We start from the raw sequence: 22611 nt of genomic DNA, 5'->3' as shown, positions 1-22611 counted from the left end.
GACCTTTAGTTTCCCTCGACCACGGTGACTTACTGACTGCCGTACCTTCATTCATGGTTAGTACGTATGGGAGATGGGAGGGGAGATGCCGCAGCTGCTCTAAGTACAGTGTTTACAATCGTCTCAAACATACATGAATTCTCCTGCCTTTTAGTGAAAAAAAGGGCTGCTCCGCATGTAGCCCCCTTTATTTTCTATCGTATAACTGTATAAAATATTGCCTTACAACAGCTAAATACCAGCACCCCACAATTATTTAGTCCCTGTTGATCCAAATCCCCCCGCAGAACGAGATGTATCTGTTAATTCATTTACTTCAACAATCTCTATACTCGGTACAAGATTTATGACCATTTGAGCTATTCTCATATGCTTTTCGACAACAAAGTCTAATTTACCGTGATTTATTAAGATAACGCCTATTTCTCCTCTGTAGCCCTCATCAATTGTGCCAGGACTATTCAAAACAGTTAAGGAATTTTTCAATGCTAATCCACTTCTTGGTCTTATCTGGGCTTCTGTCCCTTTTGGTAACTCAATCTGTAACCCAGTTTTGATTAGCTCAGCTTCTCCTGCCTTAATAACCTTTTCCTCTATAGAAAATAAGTCCATCCCAGCATCTCCCTGGTGAGCTTGAACTGGTATTTTTGCTTCGTTATGCACTCTTTTTATTTTAAGATTCATCATTTAATCTCCTCCTTAACTATTTTCTTAACTGGTGGTATGGTCAATATTGCTGCTAATAGGGCTATAAAAATACTCAAATTGATTTTATTTATTATTTCAGGTTTACCAATGTTAAAGATGTACATTAAAGACCTCCATACTAATACGCCAATACCGACATACATTAGGATATTTAATATCCAATATTTAAAGTTATTAATTATGTATTTTTTACGACTTGCTTTAATTGCCTTTAAGATAGGATTAATCGATTTTTGGTTTATTTCATTAACTTTTGCCGTAAATTCTTTATTTATATTCTCGTTGGTAAAAATCTCATGAGCTTTACTTATAAACATTTTACCCTTTTCAGATAAATCTTTTCGAAGCATATCATCTGATATTAATCGAAGTATATCCGTCCGACTTGGATTATTATCATGGTCCTTTTGAGAAATCGTATTAAGCGGATAAAATATTAATGTAATAAATGTCTTATTCTTTGCAAGTTTCAATGTCATCTTCGTTGGGTTGTTTAAAGAAATTAATAACGGGCCACTCCAATTAGGATCTAATGTAGTTGAAATATGGCCAAACCCACTCGATACTACACCTACTTTAGAATGGAACGTTCCGGCTATTCTTTTAGAAACCCATATAGACTCCTCGGTTAAAACTAGTACCGTATCGTGGGGCTTAATTGAATAATATCCATCCTCTTGGTTAATTAGTTCTTCCGTTGATAAGGAAAAAACAAAATCACTTGGGGTTAAGTTATAACCAAGTGGAGTAAGGTTTTCCTCTTTATACGGATGTACTACGACCTCTTTGTTTAAGAGTTTTTTTATATCTACATCGGATAACATCTTGGTTACACTCTCCCCGCTGATTCTACTTTATACCCATTTTAGCACTTTTTAACAAATATAATAGTCTTTTAGACTTCTTCTCCAAATAATCTTGTCCCCTTAGCTGCATAAGAAATTCCACAATAAAAGCGGGTAATCCTTTCTGGAGCAACGTACCCGTTTGTATAAAATACACCCTTCAAAAACTTGTACCTTCTCATGGTTCTTTTTATTATAGAAATCTATGCTTGTTTGAACACAAAAAAGCAGCTAACCAGCCGCTAAATTTGTTAAAGTATATCTACCACTAAGTTTTTGGAGAAGGAACAAATTTACATAGTTAGGGAAATTTATTTTAATTAATGGCCATAGATGATGATTACTTTTTTAAATTTATCAAATGGCTTCACATAATATATTCTCTGTTTTATGGTTATCAAAGTCCTATTTATTTATCTCATAACTGATCTATAGCCGCGTAATGTTCAACCGTATAAAACATAACCATTAAAAAACTATATATCTGGCTCTTATATAAAGAAGTAATGCCATCATAAATAGTTTGAACCGTGTATTTCTATTATAAAAGCAAGTGTTTTTTTGCTATATCTTTATTTGAATAATACCGAGCTGTTTGGTCATTTTGTCTGTACAAAACTTTAACGGTGAGTACACTACTTTATTGTCATGTATATAACTTCATTGTAATTCCAAATATATCTAGATGTCCGGATACCGATTTAATTTGTCAGTAACCGACTTATTTTTCCGGAACATCGAGCCCAATCATTTCCTAGAACTTTGCTACTTTTTGCAAACCACCCTTTTTATACCTATTTAATTTCAGTTCAATAATTCCAATAATCTCATCTTGGTCTTCAGTTGATAATTCCCTAAATAATAGGATTAGCTCTTCTTCCTTTCCTGTAATTTTTGGTAAGCATAAATCTCTATTAGTGATATCATTTGTATCAACTAATAGCCATTCTAAATCAACTTTAAAGTTCCTATGTATCAAAATTATAATCTCCAAGGAAGGTTTGTACTTATCTGTCTCTAATTCACTTAATGTCCCTTGGGATACACCGATAATTTTTGAAAATTCAACTTGATTTAGCTTATTGATCTTCCTTACATAATTAATTCGTCGACCTAAAGTAAGCACTTTATCCCCCCATTAAAAACAAGTCCCGATGAATAAAATCTCATCGGGACTGACATAGTTGGTTCCATACATTTTTTACTGGTTCCATACTTTTTTTACTGGTTCCATACTTTTATTTTACATGACATCAGGGGTTTTCTATTTATCCACTTTATTCAACCGTTACGCTCTTCGCCAGGTTTCTTGGTTTGTCGACGTCACAGTCGCGGTGCAGCGCCGCATAGTAGGAAATCAGCTGCATTGGTATAACAGAGATAAGAGGTGTTAATAAACTGTTCACTTCCGGAATGACGAAGCGGTCTCCGTCCATTTCCAGGCCTTCCATTGATATGATGCATGGGTTGGCACCGCGTGCCGCTACTTCCTTGACGTTCCCGCGGATGCTCAGATTGACGAAGTCCTGTGTCGCAATGGCAATGACTGGTGTACCTTCTTCAATCAGTGCGATCGTACCATGCTTCAGTTCGCCGCCTGCAAATCCTTCAGCCTGGATGTAGGAAATCTCTTTCAGCTTCAAGGCACCTTCAAGGCCTACATAAAAATCAATGCCCCGGCCGATAAAGAAGCAATTTCGTGTTACTGCCAGGTACTCGTGGGCAATGCTTTCGAAATCTTCCTTAGCGTCACAGAGGACTTCCATCGCATTGGCCACAATTCCAAGCTCCTGGACAAGGTCAAATTCGACATTGTTGCCGCGGCTTCTGGCCGTTACATCAGCTAGGATTGCAAGAACCGCCAACTGGGCTGTATATGCCTTGGTGGAGGCAACAGCAATCTCAGGACCCGCATGAAGAAGCATGGTGTAATCAGCTTCACGGGACAATGTGGATCCGGCGACATTTGTGATGGTCAGAGCCTTATGTCCCATTCCCTTTACCTGTACAAGCACTTGGCGGCTGTCAGCTGTTTCACCGCTTTGGGAGATGAAAACAAACAGCGGCTTTTGTGATAGAAGCGGCATGTTATAGCCAAACTCACTGGAAATGTGGACCTCTACCGGGATTTTGGCAAGTTTTTCGATAAACTGCTTGCCAACCAGGCCGGCATGGTAGGAGGTGCCAGCAGCAATAATGTAGATGCGGTCGGCATCGTTCAATGCTTTGACTATGTCGGAATCCACTTCCAGTGCACCGTTTTCATCCTGGTAGTTCTGGATGATTTTGCGCATCACCAGCGGCTGCTCATCAATTTCCTTCAGCATATAGTGAGGGTAGGTTCCCTTCTCAATGTCGCTGGCATCCAGTTCAGCTGTGTAAGGTTCACGGCTGATAGCTTCTCCATTCAGGTTCTTGATGGTTACTTCGTCTTTTTTAACGATTACCATCTCTTTGTCCATAAGCTCCACATACTTGTCCGTAACCTGAAGCATAGCCATGGCATCACTTGCTACTACATTGAAGCCAAAGCCAAGGCCGACCAGAAGAGGGCTCTTGTTTTTAGCAACATAGATGGCCTCTTTATCCTGTTCATCAATAAGGGCGAGCGCATAGGAACCATGCAAAAGTGTCAGCGTCTTGCGGAACGCTTCTTCCACGCCAAGGCCATCGTTTACGAACAGTTCTACCAACTGGACGATGACTTCAGTGTCTGTTTCACTTTTCAATGGTACATTCTGCAGATACTCGCGCTTTAGGATATCGTAATTTTCGATAACACCGTTATGAACAAGCGTGAACCTTCCTGAGTTGCTTTGGTGCGGATGGGAATTTGTCCTACTTGGAGCTCCGTGGGTCGCCCAGCGTGTATGTCCGATTCCAGTGTTGGCTTCTACGCTTCCATCCACTGCAGCCCTCAGGTCCGCAATGCGGCCCTTTTCCTTGAACACGTGTACGCCCTGCTCGTTTGCAACAGCAATTCCCGCAGAATCATATCCGCGGTATTCAAGCTTTTCCAAGCCTTTTAATAAAATTTCTTTTGAATCATTAAAACCAATATATCCAACAATACCACACATAATTTCTGTTCCTCCCTGCTAAGGGGGCAAGGAACCGGGGGGCTGCCTGCCCCCTTATCTCTGAATGATTAAATTTTCCAAATGGTGGCATTCCCTTCTCTTTGTCCATTAAGTTACCCCAATGTTTTAAAGAAGAGATCGCGGCTGTGCTCTTCAGCCGGGAGGCATCCGCCGAATATTCGATAAACCTCCACCCTCGTCAACTAATCCACCGTCGGGATTAGTCCAGGCGCTTTTGTATTGCTAGTTTTCCTGCCCACCTTTCTGCTAGAGGATCTGTTTTTGCTTTTTACAAAAACAGGATAATCATACATGACATTCTCTTATCCGTCAACAAAAAATTGCTAATGGCCCTTCTCTGCCATTCCCCTCAAAGCATAAGAGTAATCCTCTTACACTAAATAAATATGCATCAGGGAACAAAAGTGTTCCCTGATGCATGGAAAAGCTATTTGTGCACATTGGGCCAACCGGACTTTGCCGATTACTTTCCCTCTTCCTGCAAGCCCATTTCCTGTTCTACAACTGTGGCAATTCGGTCGACATATTCCTGGCAAAGCTCGGCAGTCGGCGCCTCGGCCATCACCCGCACCAATGGCTCCGTTCCCGAAGGCCTTACGAGAATGCGGCCATTGCCGCTCATTTCCTCTTCCACCTTTTGGATGACTTCTTTAACTTTTTCATTGGCGGTTACATGATGCTTGTCCGTTACCCTGATATTCTTAAGCACCTGCGGGAATTTTTTCATCTCGCCAGCAAGCTCGGAAAGGCGCTTTTCAGTAACCTTCATGATATTGACGAGCTGCAAGCCCGTCAGCAGGCCGTCACCTGTCGTATTGTAGTCAAGGAAGATAATATGTCCTGACTGTTCGCCGCCAAGATTATATCCATTCTTCTTCATTTCTTCGACTACATAACGGTCACCGACAGCGGTAGGAATGCTCTTGATTCCCTTTGCTTCCAGGGCTTTGTAGAAGCCAAGGTTGCTCATCACCGTGGAAACGACTGTGTTCTGTTTCAGCCTGTTCTTTTCATTTAAATACTTGGCACAGATGTACATGATCTGGTCGCCATCCACTATTTCCCCATTTTCATCAATCGCGATCAGGCGGTCGCCATCTCCGTCAAAGGCAAGACCTACATCTGCACCTTTCTCTTTTACATAGGCAGCAAGTGCCTCCGGATGAGTGGAGCCGACGCCATCATTGATATTGAGTCCGTTTGGAGATGCCCCCATCGTGGAAATGTCTGCATCCAGATCAGCAAACAAGTGCATGGCCAATGAGGAAGTAGCTCCGTGTGCACAATCCAGTGCGACATGAATGCCGGAGAAATCTTCATCGACACTCTGCTTAAGGTACTGCAGATATTTCTGCCCGCCTTCAAAGTAATCATTCACCTGTCCCAGGGCTGCTCCCACCGGACGCGGAAGCTGGTCATCCTCCATGTCAATAATCCGCTCGATTTCAAGCTCCTGCTCGTCGGACAGCTTGAATCCGTCCGGGCCGAAAAATTTAATGCCATTATCAGCCACAGGGTTGTGGGAAGCCGAGATCATTACTCCAGCCTGTGCCCCAAGAGCCTTTGTCAGATAGGATACGCCAGGCGTTGAGATAACGCCCAGGCGCATGACTTCAGCTCCGATTGACAAAAGGCCGGCCACAAGGGCGCCCTCAAGCATATGTCCCGAAATCCGTGTGTCACGTCCAATCAGTACCTTTGGCCGCTCCTGATCCTTTGTTAGTACATAACCTCCAAACCGGCCAAGCTTGAATGCCAATTCTGGAGTTAATTCACTATTTGCCACTCCGCGTACTCCATCAGTACCGAAATATTTACCCATTTGATCAATCGCTCCTTGTATATAACTAATCGAATTTTAATCGCTCTTCAATGACTACGCATCTCTTTTTGTAATCGAGACACTGGCCTTTTCCTTTGCCAGCCTCCACTCGACATCTTCAGGCCCTGACACTTCAATGTCGACACTATGTTCTCCTTCCGCGAGACCCGATACATCAATCAATAGTTGAAAATCGCTTTCCTCGATGGAAGTAAGCCTGTCATCTTGACCTGAAACCGTCAGGCTTCCGACACCATTGTCAGGATCCACTATAGTCACTTCGTATTCTTCGTCCTGGCCGGAAACGCTGATTGGAATATTGGAGACAGTGATATCTTCCCGGGTCTCTGTTTCCTGGTTTTCTGCTTCCTGGCTCCCGGCTTCCTGACTCTCCTCTTGCTGTCTTTTCACTTTTATCGTCACTTTTGCCGTTTCCGGATCGACCTGTATCACTCCATTGGATATAATCACCGGCAGAGTTAGCTCGGTATCCTCTTCGATGCTGCTGACGTCAACTTCCACCCTTACCTGGTCAACCCGCTCCAGGACATCAGGAGGGGCAAGTATGGTCGCTTCTTCCACGTCCGAAGTAATCGATTCGATACTGATATCCTCAGGAAGCGTGCCTTTCTGGACTATTTCAAGCGGCACTTTCTTGCTCGAGCTTCTAACAGGAATGGTCACCTGCACCAGCTGCGGCTCCACTTGGACATTCAGCTTATTCATCTCCTTGTCCAAAACGAGAACGGCCGCTTCTCTTGTCACATCATCACGAATTTGGCCATCCACATTGACTGTGGCCTTGACATAGGTAACCTTATCAACAACATCCTTCGCACCCGTTATTTGAACTTTTCCCGGCTTAACAACAGGTGATCCTGCGAGATAGCCATTTTCCACAATAGCGGAATTATATTCAGCCTCAACATTGAACTCCTTCGTCACTTTTTCCTGGATGGAAACTGTAGCATACATAGGATCTATGGTCACCTTCAGCCTCTCGGAAATTTCCCTGATCTGGATTTCCACTTGATGCTCGCCCATTTCTTCGTTTGTTAAATCCACATACACCTCGAAATTTCGCAATGCCTTAGCCTGTTGAACAATATTCCTTGGCCCCTGTATGGTGACATCAACTGTCTCTGGTATGCCGGAGACAACAAAATTCTCCGAATCATAATAGCTTTTCACTGGAACTCCAGAGAGCAGCTCCGAATCTTCATCAGACGGTACATTCACATTTCCGGGCTTGTTTGGATCTATTTTTGGAGCGGTAGAGAATAACAGCATGGCAAGCAGCAAGGCAACACCTTTTAAGAACCAGGGATTATCCAGCCATTTATCCATTTTTCTTCCCCCTCCAATTCCAGCGGGTCGAAGCTGCACTTTTTGCTTTTGTTTGCGAAATCAAATCATTTTGCAGAAGTTCCCGCAATTTTTCCATATTGACGTCCCGGTAGAGCTCCCCATTTTTAGTCAGCGAGATACTTCCTGTTTCCTCGGAGACAACCACTGTCACACTGTCGGTCACCTCGCTGATCCCGAGCGCCGCCCGATGTCTCGTTCCCAGCTCCTTGGAAATGAAAGGGCTCTCCGATAGTGGCAGATAGCACGCGGCTGCGGCCACATGGTTCCTCTGGATAATCACCGCACCATCGTGCAGCGGTGTGTTTGGAATAAAAATATTAATCAGCAGTTCTGCCGATATTTTGGAATCAAGCTGGATGCCCGTTTCTATGTAATCGCTCATCCCTGTTTCCTTTTCAATTGAGATTAAAGCGCCAATCCGGCGTTTCGCCATATAATCGGTAGCCTTAATAATGGCCTCCACCATTTTTTCATCGTTCTCTTCCTCATTTAAATTGGTCCGCGAGAACAAGCGGCCGCGTCCAAGCTGCTCCAGCGCCCTCCTGAACTCAGGCTGAAAAATGATAATGATCGCCAGAAAACCCCAGGTGATGGCCTGCTGCATGATCCAGCCAAGCGTATTCAGCCCCAGTACGTCACTGGCAAACTTAATAATCAGGATGACAAAGATTCCTTTTAGGAGCTGCACAGCCTTTGTGCCCCGAATATAACCCATAGCCTTGTATATTACGAACCAAACAAGGAGAATGTCTACAATATTGGCGAGAGATTTTACAATATCCAAATCAGCAAACGACATTGCCTTTCCTCCACAAGTTTAGTCAAAACAGGATGTTCCTTCCTTGCAAAAAAACCATTGTTTGTAACTTTATTATTATATCATAACAGATGCTTTATTTATGAATAAAAACAAACAGTCACTCATGGTTCGAGTGACTGTTTATCGCCTTCCCCTAAATTCACCGTGCTTTTCGCCGTTTCTTTGATATGGTACCAAATCCATTCAAACACTTCATTTACTTCACTTATTTCGCCTGTCACCTTGCCGGCAGAAGCCATGTATTGCTCTCCGTTAATGACGGTCACGTCCCCCTGGACCTCGCCCTCTATTTTCAGCTTGCCGTTGCGGACGACAATATCCCCTTTGACAACTTCCCCCTCCGGAACAATCACTGTATCATCTTCGACTATCAAATTCGGCTGTTTTGAAAAAGAGAATTGCTGTTCCTGGTTCCAGGTGGACAGGATGCTTGCCCCCATCAACAGGATGAACAAGGACGCTGCTGCCAGGAAGGGATGCTGCTTGAACCAGCGATTCACTTCAACCTTTTTCCTTTCCTTTGGGAGTGCCGCCATTACGCCGGCCGTAAAATGGTCAGGTGCTTTCACATGGGCAGTGCTCTGCACGAATGCGACCGCTTTTTTTAGTTCCTTGAAATGAGTCTCGCAGGCCTGGCAGGTCTGCAGGTGTTCTCTGAGCTCCCTCTCGTTTTCCGGTGCAATGTCTTCATCCAGGAAGTCATGCATATATTCAATAAATTTGTCTGGACAACTCACTTTCTTTCACCTCAGCTTATACATTTCTTAATTGCTGCCTAAGCGCTTCCCTTCCCCTGTGCATCCTCGTTTTTACCGTTCCCAGAGGCAAGTCAAGGATTTCGCTGATTTCGTTAAGCGAAAGCTCTTCAATATACTTTAATACAATTACCGTTCTGTATTTTTCGGGTAATTTGGCAATTTCTTTTTGAACGGTTTCCTGAAGTTCCAAACTTTCAAGTTCATCCTCCGGCAAGGAGGCTTCAGAGGCAATCTGGGAATACATGTTCAACCCATCTGTACCAGGGACTTCAGCGTCAAGAAAATAGTCAGGCTTCTTTTTCCTGATTCGGTCTATGCAAAGGTTTGTTGCAATCCGGTAAATCCAGGAAGAGAATTTCTTATTTTGATTGAAGCTGTGGATATTGATATAAGCCCTTATAAAAGCCTCCTGGGCTATATCCTCCGCCTCATGCCGATTGCCAAGCATCCGATAGCATAATTGGAAGATTTTATCCTTATAAAGTTCTACGATTTCCCCATAAGCATTTTGGTCTCCTTTGAGGACCTGTGTAATTCTGGAATTTACTATTGTTTCCATTCTCAACCTCCGCTCTACCTGCGGCTATCTTAGTTACGAAATGATAGCAGAAAAGGTTTCATCTTTGAAACCCGACATATATCATTTTAACAAAAATTTACTTCTATGGTTTAAAAAGTCGCAATCTGGGTATAAAATTAACTATATCAGTGAAGGTGGGAAAGCCTATGAACGTAGATACACTAATTCAAAATATAGAGGAATGCAGGAATCAGATGATCCAGCTGGCGAAGGACACCTCGCTGTCAGATAAGGAAGTGATTCGGGCTAGTACCAAGCTCGACCACTTGTTAAACACTTATTATCATATAACCTCGGAAAAATCATACTCATGAGACATCTTATATAAAAAGAGGCTAGCCCAACGGCAGCCTCTTTTCTATTTTTATAATAGTTTGTCCCCAAGCAGGGAGCTCATCAATGCAACAGCGGCCATGGCTGTTTTATTTTTTTCATCAAGGATCGGATTTACTTCCACGAATTCTGCAGATGTGACGATTCCCGATTCAGCCAGCATCTCCATGGCCAGATGGCTTTCGCGGTAACTGATCCCTCCGGTGACCGGTGTGCCAACCCCGGGAGCATCAACCGGGTCCAGCCCATCCAAATCCAATGACAAATGGACTCCATCTGTTCTCTCTTTCAAATGGGAAATGGTTTCTTCCATTACTCTTGTCATTCCCAAACGGTCTACCTCATGCATTGTATAGACCTTGATTCCCAATTTCCTGACAAGGTCCTTTTCTCCTTGATCCAATGCCCTGATGCCGATAAGGACAACATTCTCCGGCTTTACCTTCGGGCTGAATCCGCCTATCCCTGTCAGCAATTCATGTCCCAACCCAAGGCTGACAGCCAAAGGCATGCCATGGATATTTCCAGAAGGCGAAGTTTCCGCCGTATTTAAGTCTCCATGGGCATCATACCAGATCACACCTAGATTTTTATAATGCTTTGATACACCAGCCAATGTTCCAATAGCAATACTGTGGTCCCCGCCAAGGACAAGCGGGAACGCTCCCGTTCCGATAATTTTGTCCACTTCCCTGGCAAGAAGCTCACTTTTTTCCGCTACCAGTTCAAGGTTTCTAAGGTTCGATTCGGCATCCACCTTGGTTTCCGGCCTGCCTATCTGAATATCTCCCATATCATGGATTTCATCAAAAAGCATCCTCAGTTTCTCGTAAATTCCGGCATATCTAATCGCGCTCGGGCCCATATCGACCCCCCGCCTCATCTGGCCCAAGTCCATGGGCATGCCAACAATTGATAATTTTCTCATTCTATCGCCCCTCTCCCACCTCCATTGTAAACGGTATCATTATAATGACTCAACTCAACAAAAATCTGAATATATATACAAGAAGGAATATTTTGTTTAATTATGCGAGGGGATTCTTGTACTGGGGAATTATTAAAAAAACAAAATCTATTTGAGGGATGGAGGAAATGGGGAAACAGGTAAACACCATCAGCGTCTCTTTTGGCTTTTTTCAGAAAAAGAGTTGTAAAAAATGAAGATGAATGCGGCGGCAATACTTAACAAATACAGGATATTCAGTAAAGTTGACATGCTATCATCCTCCCAGGCAATGATTGCTGGTCCATGAACCAAATGTTTCATTACTTATATCATAGCCTGGGATTACAAAGTGGAAGTTAAACCCGGATTAATTATTTGTAAAGTCTGAAAATAGTCAAACATCCTTTTCCATTCTTCATCTTTTCACTGCCAGAAGCTGCTCAATAAAGCTATGCAGCTGGGGACGCAATTCTTCTTGCTGCAGCGCGAATTCCAGGGTCGTTTGGATGAATCCCAGCTTTTCTCCCACATCGAACCTTCTGCCTTCAAATTCATAGGCAAGGACAGACTGAAAGCCGTTCAGCTGTTGAATGGCATCTGTTAGCTGAATTTCCCCTCCAGCCCCTTCTCTTTGATTTGCAAGGATTGGGAAAATTTCCGGTGTCAGTATATATCTCCCCATTATGGCCAAATTGGAGGGCGCACTGCCAGGTTCAGGTTTTTCTACAAGATTCCGAACCTGGTACAAGCGTCCGCCAGAATTAGCAGGATCAATAATTCCATATCGGTTTGTCTCCCTTGGCGAGACCGACTGCACTCCAATTACGGAGGTGCCGTGTTGATTATATATCTGCATCAGCTGTTTGAGGCATGGGGTATCTGCCTGGACTATGTCATCCCCCAGAAGGACAGCAAAGGGTTCATCACCAACAAATTTTCGCGCGCACCAAACAGCATGCCCAAGTCCCTTTGGTTCCTTTTGCCTGATGTAATGGATGTCCACACTGGACGAGGCCTGCACTTTTTTCAATAGTTCGTACTTTCCCTTTGCCATTAGGTTCTCTTCCAGCTCAAAGGCATTATCAAAATGGTCCTCAATTGATCGTTTTCCTTTTCCTGTCACAATAATGATATCTTCAATCCCGGATTTTACTGCCTCTTCGACGATGTACTGGATCGTCGGCTTATCCACAATGGGCAGCATTTCCTTGGGCATAGCCTTGGTTGCTGGTAAAAAACGAGTTCCCAGGCCTGCTGCGGGAATGATGGCTTTCTTGATTTTCTTCATGATAACTCCTCCTTCCCTCCTTGGTATTCGCTGGTCTTCTTAAGTACCGGGCTTAAACCATGGACTCGGCTGTTGACCGTACCGCTTTCCGCTGCAGTGTCCTCCCAGGCAGTTCCTGACGGAAGGCCCTCGCACGCTAATCTCATTCCGGAAAACACGACATCCCAATCTTTCATCTGTGCCGACTTCCGCCTTCTTTGCACATCAGCCGGGTTGTTGTTGCCATTGGCAAGCTTTTCACATGCAGCAATAAATTCGCCTGCACTTCCCGAATCCAAATGAAGGTAGATGCCATCTTCCACATACATTTTTGTGGAAGGCAGGTGGACACCCGCAACTGGTTTGCCGGCTGCCAGAAATTCGAACAGTTTGAGTGGGAACACAGCCTGGTTGTAGGGTGAGTCCTTGTAAGGCATGATGCCGATATCAATCAGGCTCATATAGGAAGGAACCTCGCTTGATGGGACCCCGCCTGTCCATACGACATTTTTCTCTTCGAGGAGCTGCCTGAACTCAGGGCTGCCGCCGGTTCCGTCCGGGCCGACAAATAATAGCAGCCAATCAGGTTTTGCGCGCGCCACTTTGGTGATCAAGCCAAAATCCAGCTTTGGTTTAATGCCGCCGATAAAGCCCAAAACGGTGCCTTTAAAACCTGGAGGCAGGATCCCCTCCTTTTTTTCCTGCTGGCCGGCAAACAGATTATAATCAACGCCATTTTCAAAGGTATATACATGGCTACCCTTTCCTGTCTTTTCGATAACCTTTTCCCGCAAGTACCCCGAGGTGCAAAAAATCAGGCTGGCCCTATCCATAATCCTGTTTTCAGCATTAGCTATCACTTTTTCCCTTGCAGTCGACAGAAGTGTATGCTTGCCATTGATTGGCGAAGACCATAAGTCACTGCAGTCATAAATGATCTTATCCCAAGGAAAAAGGTCAGCAAGCAGCGGAAAGCCGGGAAAGGTATACCAAAGATACACCTGATATTTGCCCGCAACTGATTTTAGATAGGAAAGCAGTGCGTGCAGCTTGCTCTGATAAAAGAGATCCACATAACGTCCAAAGCGAAAAAGCCTATGCGGAAAAAGGTCCGTAACCGTGAATTGCCATATGCCGTTAGGCAGGCTCGAATACATGTCTTCCGTTATTTGCGGACTCGGGCAGAGCCAGATGACTTCGCCTGTATCAGCCTGTTTTTGCAGATGCTCAGCCAACCGGTGGCGCCGATACCGAAGCCCATCCTGTTCCCAGTCTCCCGTCGCCACAATCACATGGATTTTCCTCATCCTATCCCCATCCTTTCAATGTTCCTCTCGCTCATAATCGTTTTGCCACCGCATGGACTGCATAATGCGAGAAGCACCAGAAGGCCTTTAACACATTCAACTTTTCCACTTTCCTGTAGACAAACCAGTTCATTTTAAGGGCCTTCCACTTATTTTTGGAAATCGAAGGGTTGCCGGTGCGGTACTCAGCCAGCACCTCATTCAACCCGTATGCGACATGGCCTTGTTTCAGAATGGAAAGCCATGTGGCAAGGTCCTGCCGGGTACGGATATTGGGCATTTGAAAGGAGCCTGTTTTTTCCCTGTCAATCATTACGGTCAAACAGCCAATAATGGTATTTTTCAGCAAGTCGTAATAAGAAATTTGGGGAGGCGCCCAGACCTGTTTGTTTAAGTAATCACCTTCGGGAGCAATGAGGTCATAGGCAGTAAAAGTAAATGCATAGTCATTCTCTTTCATGAAAGACAGCTGCTTTTCGAGCTTTTCCGGCTTCCAGCAATCATCGCTGTCCAAAAATGCGATGTATCTTCCCCTGGCCAGCTGCAATCCTCGGTTGCGGGCCACGGCTGCACCCCCATTCTTTTCAAGGCAGACCAGGCGTATCCGATTATCCCCGGCACCAAGCGCCTTTACCTTTTCTCGGGTATCGTCTGTTGAACAGTCATCCACAATAACCATTTCCCAGTTTGTAAAAGTCTGCTGCCGGACGGAATGGACCGTCTGCTCAATAAACTGGCTGGCGTTATAGGCCGGAGTAATGACCGATACAAGAACCTGCTTTTCATCCATCTGTTCTGACCTCCTGTTTTTTATTGGGACATCAGGAAGGCTTCCTTACCAACTCGGGAATCACCATCCAAAAAAACATTATGGTAATGCCGATTAAAACTCCCAGGACCGCCCTGTCACGAGAGCTCAGGGCCTGGCCTTCAACATTTGCTTCCTGTGCCTGCTTAATCCACGAAGCTGGTTTATTATCGAGCTGAGCTGTCTTAAGTTCATATAAAAACCGGTGCTGGTCGACCTGTGCTTCCGGAGCCACTTCCTGGTTTTCCAGAGAGTCAATGGTTGCCTGGATGACCGACTGCTTTTCCGCAAATTCCTGCTGGTCCAAAGCCAGAAAGGCGGCGGAAATTTCATTTACCATCTCCACCGCGTCCTCGGCTGCAGTCCCGGTATAGACCAGGTTTATATTCCGTTCATTTACCTGCGTGACAATCAGCTTTGAGAGAATCTCCTCTGGCTCCCCCGCCCATTGGAAATGGTCTGCATAAAAAGGGGGGGTAGTCAGCAAGCCCACTACGAGCTTTGGATCGTTTAAATCCTTGTTTTGGTAGCTGCCTAAAGTTAGTTCCGCTTCTGCACTGATGGCTTCTGGTTCATTTCCGACTGGCACGAACCAGCCGAGCAGCCCCAATAGGACCGGAACCAAAAGCAGGATCAAAAGGTACTTTTTACTTTTGGCGGCCACTCTTTGAATCATGAATTCCATGCCAAACTTGCTCCTTAATAAATGTTTTCCCTCTCCTGCTGCTTGCTTTTAAAGACCGAAACCACAGCCATCACAAACCCAAGGAAGACCCAGTGGAAATAAAGATTGGAAACCGAGCTGGGACTGATACTGGCCACCAGGAAGGCAGCCATCGCCACCATGCCGGCCTCCAGGAGCACCTTGTGCCTTTTTCCCTGCTTATGGAGGGTGTAAAGGGAGAAAAATAGATACGCATACATCGCAATGTATCCAAGGAAAATGAATATCCCAAAATTCCCAAGGAGCTCGGCCAGCCAATTATGAACTTCGATTACCGAGTCGGTTTCATATACAGGTTCATGTTTTAAATAGAAAGGGATATTTCCGGCTCCAACGCCAAATCCAAACGTATCCAGTACATAATGCAAAGTGTTTTTAAGCAGATTGACCCTGACAGCATTGGAGGAAGTACTGTCCTCCATGGGCGCCATCATCAGGCTCCCTGCAAATGCTACAGTTACTACAATGGTTATAGCAGAACCTGCAAGGATTGCTGCTTTTTTCAGCACCGCTGGCAGCAGGATGAAAAGGTAGACGGCCAGGGCTGCCATCATTGCAAGCAGGCTGGCTCTTGATTCGGTCAGAAAGACAATATAGACAGAAAGGACGGCGAGCAGGATAGCCAAGGTTTTGATCCACACGCCCTTGCTGTTCTTTGCGGCAGCCAAATAAAAACAGAAAGAGATGGTCAAAAAAGCTGCAAAGTCATTTTGGTTGAAAAAGACAGCCGTCGGATAGCCTAATTTATATTCCGGTGCGCCGTACAGTGTCGAACTTGGCAGCTGGACCTGCCAAAAATGATTGGCCAGGCCGAGAATTAGCAGTCCAATGGTCATGATCATCCATATTCCGTAAAACAGGTACAGCCGGGATATCTTTGTAAAAGTGAATACAGCCAGAAAGATAAACAGAATACCGGTACCAAGCAGGAACAAATACTTTAGCCCTTCGATAATCGATTTCGCCCATAGCAGGGAAGTCATTCCATACCCAAGCCAAAACAACAGGAAAAGCAGGCTGCCCTTTACATGGACCTGGTCCCAATAGCGGAAAAGATTCTTTTCCTTTGTGATATGGATGATAAAAAGAACACTTGCCGCAATCAGGACCAGCCTGTACATAAACAGGCTGAACACACCAAGATTGATGCTGATTACCGATTGATTAAGGAATGTAGCCGCAACTAATAGGTACATCGAGCCATGGAACAGTTTTTCGCTGTCCACATAGGGTTGTAAAAAAATGGCCAGTATGAGCACTATCCAAAAGCCCGGAAAAAGGAGGTAAAGTTGATTTATGCTCGCCAGTGCCATCACAGCCAAAAGGAAGGTTCCTGCAGCTGCTATTTGCACCAAACGACGCCTGCTCAGCTTCCTGCCATCTTCTTGTGCCTGGCTGATTTCGAAGCCAGTGCCCGTTTCCGGCCACCCTTTGGTCACCTTCACTGCCTAAATAGCCTTGGAAATGATGCTTTTGTTATGAACGGCCGGCCTGCCTACTGAAAGATACGTAAATCCAAGCTGCCTCATTGCCTCAATCTCAAAGAGGTTGCGGCCATCCACAATGACTGGCTGCCTGGCGATGCCCTTAATCTTGGCTAAATCAACCTGCTTTACTTCCTCCCAATCGGTTAATATCAGGCAGGCGTCTGTTCCCTCAATCGCTTGATAAATGTCATCTGTGTAAGTGCATTTATATCCTAGCCGCCTTTTTGCCTCCTCAACGGCAACGGGGTCATAGGCCATTACATCAGCTCCCCTGTCTACAAGCTGCGGGATTATATCAAGCGCAGGGGAACTTCGGACATCATCCGTTCCAGGCTTGAATGCCAAACCGAGCACCGTAATGGTTTTTCCTTTTAAAGTACCGAGAGCGGAGGTGAGCTTTTCAACCATCAGCAATCGCTGGGTTTCGTTGGTTTCCATAACCGCCTGAATCAGTTTGAAGTCATACCCCGCATCCTTGGCGATATGCAGCAGCGCCGCCGTATCCTTTGGAAAACAAGAGCCGCCAAAACCGGCTCCGGCCTGTAAGAATTTCCCGCCGATCCGGCTGTCAAGGCCGATAGCTTCCGATACCTTGGTTACATCGGCATCCACCCGCTCACATATATTCGCAATATCATTGATAAAAGATATTTTTGTTGATAAAAAAGCATTGGCTGCGTATTTAATAAGTTCTGCTGTTTCCACAGTGGTTTTAACAATCTTTGAAGTAAAAGGCTTATGAAGATCCGCAATCTGGTCAAAAGCCTTGCTGCTGGCCGTTCCAATCACTGCCCTTTCCATATTCACGGAATCCTCAATCGCTCTGCCTTCCCGCAGGAATTCAGGATTGGAGACTATATCAAATGGAACCTTCGTCTCTTCACGGATGATGGCGGAAATAAGCTTGCCTGTTCCCACCGGCACCGTGCTTTTTGTAACAATGATTTTATAGCTGTTCAGGTTCTGGCCTATTGTCTTTGCCGCCTGCCTGATATACATCAGATCCGCTTCGCCAGTCACCGCCATTGGAGTACCGACAGCGATATAGACAATGTCTGCCTGGGAGATGGCCTGTGGTATGTCGGTAGTGAAGGTAAGCCGGTTTTCCCTGGTATTTTTTAAGACCAATTCCTCTAAACCCGGCTCATAGATTGGCATTCCTCCTTTGGACAGCTGTTTGATTTTGTTCTCGTCAACATCGCAGCAGATAACTTTGTTGCCACTTTCCGCAAAACATGTCCCCGAAACAAGGCCGACATAACCTGTTCCAATTACGGCAATTTTTTTCATATTCACACGTCCTTTCTTCAGATTGGTTCTGTATCAGATGGCAGACTGGTTCCCGGTCTGGAGCACGTTCGTATATTCCTGTTTCAGCTTTACAGCATTCCGCTCGGCATCGTAATGCATGTGGACATGATCGGAAAGCTCCTCCATGATGAGCGAAGAATAAAGTTGGCCGCAGGCTGCTTTTTGCAGACGGTGAACGAGCGAGTCTATGTCCCTTGGCTCAACCAGGACATGGCTGTGCTGTTTGAATAAATCGGGTATGCCGCCGACGGCCGTACACACGACGGGAACCTTCATGGCCAACGCTTCGACGACGACCGTTGGCATCCCCTCGGACCAGGAAGGCAGGGCGAGCACATCACATGCCGCCAGATAATCTTTTACTTTTTGATTTTCAACCTGGCCGGCAAGAAACAGCCTGGTATTCAGTTCGGGATGCATGCTGAGTGATTTCCTTGCCGGCCCGTCCCCGACAAAGACAGCCGCCATTTGGTTTGGAAGCTGCTCAAGGGCCTTGGCAAGCTCAAATACCCCTTTCGCCTCGGTCAGCCTGCCTACGAAGACAATCAGCTTTTTATCCCCTGGAAGCTGAAGCTGCTTTCTCAAAGCCAGCCTGGACTGCTGCGGCATCCCGAATCGGGAAAGGTCGATACCAATTGGAAGGTGCTTACTTTCCCTGGCTGTCAGCTCCCGGCTTTTCTGCCGCAAATTCTCCCCAACGGCCAGCACCTCATTGGCTGCCAGCACCGACCGCCGGAATGCCTTCATAGCACTTGTACTATAGTGCGGATAAACCTGAACGTCACTTCCATGCAGCGTCAGGATCCATGGCAAGCCTTTTTCATTGGCCACTATTCTTGCTGCACCGCCCGAGGGCATGGCAAAATGGGCATGAATAAGGTCGGGCACAATCTTCTCCTTATCCATTGTCCCGGTAACGGCCGCTGCAATCCGTCTGTCAGGCTGAGCCCATCGCAGCTGAGCGGGAAGCGCCGTATAGCGCGGACGGTATACAAGGATTCCTTTCCTTTCATAGACAAGAGGGATATCCCCGCTGGCACGATATTGTTTTTTTACCGGCTGAAACAGCATTGGAGTCCGCGGCACCGGACAAATAACGGTTACTTCCACCCCCAGTGCAGACAGTGCCTGCACCTGGGTTTCGTGAAACACTCCGCTCCCAGGCTGATCGTTGCTTGGATAGACACTTGTGATCCATAATACCTTCATAGAAAACGGCCTTTCTTTTTTTGATAACAACATGACAGAAAATACTTACCTTACATGTTCCTCCCCGGCATTTTCTTTGCCAGGGTTAAAAAAAAGGCAGGAAAGACATTCCAAAGGAGCAGGACATAGACTGCCGCACCTGCCACGATGCCAATTGCCAGCTGCCCTGCCGGCAAATCAGGCAAGATGCCAGAGGCTGTTTCTTTTACAATCCATGCCGCCAATGCCATTAGCATCGACATTCCCAATGGACCTGCCAGTGATTTTAAATAAGCCTGCCACTCCAGTTCGATCAGCCATTTCAACAGCTGCCTGCCGATTATGAAATTTATCAGGCTGGCCAAGACATACGTCCAGGCGACCACTTCCAAATTTCCGCTTGCAACGGCGAAAAGCAAGGAGGCCCCATATAGGACAAGCACACCGCTGTCATAATAAAATGCAAGCCTGGCCTCCCCTTTTGCAAGCAAGATGGAGCCGTTAGGATTCATAAGCACCCTAAGAATGCCCACAATGGCCATTATTTGCACAATCGGAACCGCCACTAGCCACTTTTGGCCAAATATCGCGGCAACAAAGACATCTGCCACAACCATCAGCCCAAGGAGCATTGGAAAGGTCACAACAGCCAGGAGCTTTGTCATATGCAAAAAGCCGTCCTTTAAAGCCTTCTGACTGTGCTGGTTTTTTGAAAACAGCGGAAATGCCACTCGTGTGAGAATAGGGTTGATTTTCAGGACAGGAATAGTGACAATCTGGTAAGCCAGGTGATAGACCCCCAGCGCCTCCGCTCCCATGAATTTCCCAATCAGGATGACATCCAGGTTGGAGCCTATCCTGTTTACAAGCCTTGATGCAAGCTGGAACCCTCCAAAGCTAAGGAGATCCTTGCACTGGCTCAAATCAAATTCAAAAGTTGGCCTCCAACTTTGATAGAAGAAATATAGACACCCTTTTAACGAATAGAGCACAACTTGTGAAATCACAAAGGCATGAATCGGGCTGATTGTAAAAATGAGCACAAGCAGAATTAGAAAGGAAACGAGATTGGAAACTACCTCCGCAACACCCAGTTCATAAAATCGCAACTCCTTTTGCAGCAGATACTGGCTTTGCTGCCCTATTGGAGCAGCCAGGAACATCAGGGCAAGCAGGCGGATCAGGCTTGTCAATTCTTCCCGCTGATAAAAGGCTGCAATCAGCGGGCTTGCCAGCATTAAAATGCAGCATATGGCAATCCCGGTAAGAATGTTCAGCCAAAACAATGTCGAGAGCATCGTATGAGTGACCCGCTMTTTTTGGATGACTGCAGAGCCCAGCCCTAAATCCAGGACAATTTGGGCAAAGACCACAATAACTGCAATGATTCCGGTCAAACCAAATTCCGCAAGTGTCATCAGATTGGCCAATAATCCAAATTGGGAGATTTGAATGATTGTAATTATCGCTGTAGAAGTCCCTGTCCACTTCATTCCTTTGCCCATCTGGCTTTTAATACCTGACATGGTGTCTCCTGCCTTTAACGTGCTCCTTCTCCGGTCACAATCACCTTGCATGTTTTCAGCAAAATTTTCAGTTCAAGAGCAAAAGTAAGATTTTGAATATATTCGAGATCGTATTTCAACTTTTCCTGGGGAGAGAGGTTGTACCCTCCATTTACCTGTGCAAGGCCCGTCAGCCCGGGCTTCACTAACAGGCGTTTTTCAAATCCACGGATTTCCTTGGCGAATTGCCTGGTAAACACAGGCCTCTCAGGCCTCGGCCCTATAAGCGACATATCCCCCTTCAGGACGGATACCAGCTGCGGAAGTTCATCAATCCGTGTTTTCCGTATAAAGGCACCAACTTTTGTAATGCGCGGATCATTGGCCTCAGCCCATTTCGCCCCAGCCGATTCTGCATTGCAGAGCATGGATCGGAGCTTTATCATTTTAAAATGCCTGCCGTTCCTTCCAACCCTCTCCTGAAGATAGAAAGGTGATCCAGGTGTTTCAATGACAATTAAAACGGCAAATATCCCAATAATCGGCAGCGCTAGCAATAGGATGATTGCGGCCAGCACAAGATCCATAACCCTTTTATAAAAGAGATATTGCTCTGCCTGCTTGGAAAGATTAGGTTGAGTCGTTTGAATAAGTGAATAATCCTGGTAGATTTTAAGGCTCTTATCAGCACTCAGAACAAGCTCACCTCCTACGTTGAAGTATAATTGGAGAATTTTGAGCCTGTGTGAAGACAGGTTAAAAATTCCATTAACTTTATAAACTTTCTGTTAATTCTGTAAATGTTTGTAGATAATGAAAATGCGAGGTTTTGCAACGGTGATAAATGGGTAAATGAGGCTGTTATTTACGGAAGGAAATACAAAAAAAGCCTTAAATCAAATGATTTAAGGCTTGAAAGGTTGTATGTAATGTGATGGTGGAGCCTAGCGGGATCGAACCGCTGACCTCCTGCGTGCAAAGCAGGCGCTCTCCCAGCTGAGCTAAGGCCCCTTGGAGCGGAAGACGGGATTCGAACCCGCGACCCCAACCTTGGCAAGGTTGTATTCTACCACTGAACTACTTCCGCAGGATATCATGTTAAAGAGAGTGAGCCATGAAGGACTCGAACCTTCGACCCTCTGATTAAAAGTCAGATGCTCTACCGACTGAGCTAATGGCTCATAAAATGGCTGGGCTAGCAGGATTCGAACCTACGAATGACGGAGTCAAAGTCCGTTGCCTTACCGCTTGGCTATAGCCCAATGACAAAAATAAAAGGACATGTATAGCTTGTCCATTTTTACTTTAAATATAATGGTGGAGGGGGACGGATTCGAACCGCCGAACCCGGAGGGAGCGGATTTACAGTCCGCCGCGTTTAGCCACTTCGCTACCCCTCCACAGAGTGCCGGCAAGAGGACTTGAACCCCCAACCTACTGATTACAAGTCAGTTGCTCTACCAATTGAGCTACACCGGCATGGTGTTTATAGTAATAATAATTAATATTTCGCTGATAAGAAGGTCGTCCCGATCTCAGAAGGCTAAGTCAAGCAGCAGCTCGATCGGTACGCTGATGCTTCTCAGCGATGCATATTCGGTCGTGCTCTACCAATTGAGCTACACCGGCATATTAATGGATAAAACTATGAAAGTGGTGGAGGATGACGGGATCGAACCGCCGACCCTCTGCTTGTAAGGCAGATGCTCTCCCAGCTGAGCTAATCCTCC

At 45.6% G+C, this 22611-nt stretch carries 20 protein-coding genes and 7 tRNA genes; 1 reads left to right on the top strand and 26 read right to left on the bottom strand.

All coding sequences use genetic code 11. The annotated features are described in order from the left end of the window. Window positions 1–252: 252 nt before the first annotated feature. The 9 genes from dut to sigW form a co-directional block, all read right to left on the bottom strand. Entirely contained in the window at window positions 253–687 is a 435-nt protein-coding gene (gene dut / locus ADU22_RS06125) for a dUTP diphosphatase (RefSeq protein ID WP_053361367.1), read from the bottom strand. Beyond that, window positions 684–1532 (bottom strand): dCTP deaminase domain-containing protein, encoded by an 849-nt coding sequence (locus ADU22_RS06120; RefSeq protein ID WP_053361366.1) that lies wholly within the window; start codon window positions 1530–1532, stop codon window positions 684–686. Before ADU22_RS06120 ends, dut begins: the two co-directional genes overlap by 4 nt. 775 nt (window positions 1533–2307) lie before the next feature. Then, complete coding sequence (locus ADU22_RS06115; protein WP_053361365.1) at window positions 2308–2679, bottom strand: helix-turn-helix domain-containing protein; 372 nt, start codon at window positions 2677–2679, stop codon at window positions 2308–2310. Window positions 2680–2830: 151 nt separating this feature from the next. Beyond that, window positions 2831–4633: a glutamine--fructose-6-phosphate transaminase (isomerizing) gene (gene glmS / locus ADU22_RS06110; RefSeq protein WP_053361364.1), complete on the bottom strand. Its 1803-nt coding sequence runs from the start codon at window positions 4631–4633 to the stop codon at window positions 2831–2833. A gap of 484 nt (window positions 4634–5117) precedes the next feature. Continuing rightward, window positions 5118–6476 (bottom strand): phosphoglucosamine mutase, encoded by a 1359-nt coding sequence (gene glmM / locus ADU22_RS06105; RefSeq protein WP_053361363.1) that lies wholly within the window; start codon window positions 6474–6476, stop codon window positions 5118–5120. Window positions 6477–6530: 54 nt separating this feature from the next. Beyond that, complete coding sequence (locus tag ADU22_RS06100) at window positions 6531–7823, bottom strand: CdaR family protein (RefSeq protein WP_053361362.1); 1293 nt, start codon at window positions 7821–7823, stop codon at window positions 6531–6533. Further along, a complete protein-coding gene (cdaA, locus tag ADU22_RS06095) occupies window positions 7816–8643 on the bottom strand; it encodes a diadenylate cyclase CdaA (protein ID WP_053361361.1) in 828 nt (275 codons plus the stop codon). Before cdaA ends, ADU22_RS06100 begins: the two co-directional genes overlap by 8 nt. Before the next feature lie 122 nt (window positions 8644–8765). After that, on the bottom strand, window positions 8766–9401 hold the full coding sequence (locus ADU22_RS06090) for an anti-sigma factor family protein (RefSeq protein WP_053361360.1): 636 nt from the start codon (window positions 9399–9401) through the stop codon (window positions 8766–8768). Window positions 9402–9417: 16 nt separating this feature from the next. Continuing rightward, complete coding sequence (gene sigW / locus ADU22_RS06085; protein ID WP_053361359.1) at window positions 9418–9981, bottom strand: RNA polymerase sigma factor SigW; 564 nt, start codon at window positions 9979–9981, stop codon at window positions 9418–9420. 167 nt (window positions 9982–10148) lie between these two features. Here sigW and ADU22_RS24145 point away from each other — a divergent pair, with 167 nt between their 5' ends. Beyond that, window positions 10149–10316 (top strand): aspartyl-phosphate phosphatase Spo0E family protein, encoded by a 168-nt coding sequence (locus ADU22_RS24145; protein WP_082252792.1) that lies wholly within the window; start codon window positions 10149–10151, stop codon window positions 10314–10316. A 50-nt stretch (window positions 10317–10366) separates the two neighbouring features. Here ADU22_RS24145 and rocF read toward each other — a convergent pair whose 3' ends face one another. The 17 genes from rocF to ADU22_RS06000 all read right to left on the bottom strand — a co-directional run bounded on the left by rocF (window position 10367) and on the right by ADU22_RS06000 (window position 22611). Continuing rightward, a complete protein-coding gene (gene rocF, locus ADU22_RS06080; protein ID WP_053361358.1) occupies window positions 10367–11263 on the bottom strand; it encodes an arginase in 897 nt (298 codons plus the stop codon). A gap of 436 nt (window positions 11264–11699) precedes the next feature. After that, window positions 11700–12572 (bottom strand): UTP--glucose-1-phosphate uridylyltransferase GalU, encoded by an 873-nt coding sequence (gene galU / locus ADU22_RS06075; protein ID WP_053361357.1) that lies wholly within the window; start codon window positions 12570–12572, stop codon window positions 11700–11702. Continuing rightward, window positions 12569–13858, bottom strand: a complete 1290-nt coding sequence (gene tuaH, locus ADU22_RS06070) for a teichuronic acid biosynthesis protein TuaH (RefSeq protein WP_069187956.1) — start codon at window positions 13856–13858, stop codon at window positions 12569–12571. The genes galU and tuaH overlap by 4 nt, the downstream gene beginning before the upstream one ends. Before the next feature lie 31 nt (window positions 13859–13889). Then, complete coding sequence (tuaG, locus tag ADU22_RS06065) at window positions 13890–14648, bottom strand: teichuronic acid biosynthesis protein TuaG (protein ID WP_053361356.1); 759 nt, start codon at window positions 14646–14648, stop codon at window positions 13890–13892. Window positions 14649–14679: 31 nt separating this feature from the next. After that, the gene (locus tag ADU22_RS06060; RefSeq protein WP_053361355.1) at window positions 14680–15351 is read right to left on the bottom strand and encodes a hypothetical protein; all 672 of its coding nucleotides are present in this window, start codon (window positions 15349–15351) and stop codon (window positions 14680–14682) included. 14 nt (window positions 15352–15365) lie between these two features. Beyond that, entirely contained in the window at window positions 15366–16829 is a 1464-nt protein-coding gene (gene tuaE / locus ADU22_RS06055; protein WP_053361354.1) for a teichuronic acid biosynthesis protein TuaE, read from the bottom strand. A gap of 9 nt (window positions 16830–16838) precedes the next feature. After that, window positions 16839–18167 (bottom strand): UDP-glucose 6-dehydrogenase TuaD, encoded by a 1329-nt coding sequence (gene tuaD / locus ADU22_RS06050; protein WP_053361353.1) that lies wholly within the window; start codon window positions 18165–18167, stop codon window positions 16839–16841. A 33-nt stretch (window positions 18168–18200) separates the two neighbouring features. After that, on the bottom strand, window positions 18201–19397 hold the full coding sequence (gene tuaC, locus ADU22_RS06045; protein ID WP_053364477.1) for a teichuronic acid biosynthesis protein TuaC: 1197 nt from the start codon (window positions 19395–19397) through the stop codon (window positions 18201–18203). A 50-nt stretch (window positions 19398–19447) separates the two neighbouring features. Then, complete coding sequence (gene tuaB, locus ADU22_RS06040) at window positions 19448–20902, bottom strand: teichuronic acid biosynthesis protein TuaB (protein WP_053361352.1); 1455 nt, start codon at window positions 20900–20902, stop codon at window positions 19448–19450. A 14-nt stretch (window positions 20903–20916) separates the two neighbouring features. Further along, a complete protein-coding gene (locus tag ADU22_RS06035) occupies window positions 20917–21576 on the bottom strand; it encodes a sugar transferase (protein ID WP_053361351.1) in 660 nt (219 codons plus the stop codon). Between the two features lie 240 nt (window positions 21577–21816). Next, window positions 21817–21892: transfer RNA gene (locus tag ADU22_RS06030), tRNA-Ala, on the bottom strand. Between the two features lies 1 nt (window position 21893). After that, a tRNA-Gly gene (locus ADU22_RS06025) sits at window positions 21894–21968 on the bottom strand. A gap of 21 nt (window positions 21969–21989) precedes the next feature. Next, window positions 21990–22062: transfer RNA gene (locus ADU22_RS06020), tRNA-Lys, on the bottom strand. Window positions 22063–22068: 6 nt separating this feature from the next. After that, a tRNA-Gln gene (locus ADU22_RS06015) sits at window positions 22069–22143 on the bottom strand. A 53-nt stretch (window positions 22144–22196) separates the two neighbouring features. Then, a tRNA-Tyr gene (locus ADU22_RS06010) sits at window positions 22197–22281 on the bottom strand. Between the two features lie 6 nt (window positions 22282–22287). Continuing rightward, window positions 22288–22360 (bottom strand) — tRNA-Thr (locus ADU22_RS06005). 175 nt (window positions 22361–22535) lie between these two features. Next, window positions 22536–22611 (bottom strand) — tRNA-Val (locus ADU22_RS06000).

The sequence above is a fragment of the Bacillus sp. FJAT-27251 genome, from assembly GCF_001273925.1.
In the GTDB taxonomy this organism is placed as follows: domain Bacteria; phylum Bacillota; class Bacilli; order Bacillales; family Cytobacillaceae; genus Mesobacillus_B.
Note: the sequence above shows the minus strand (reverse complement) of the source record. Positions and strands in the feature narration are given on the sequence as shown.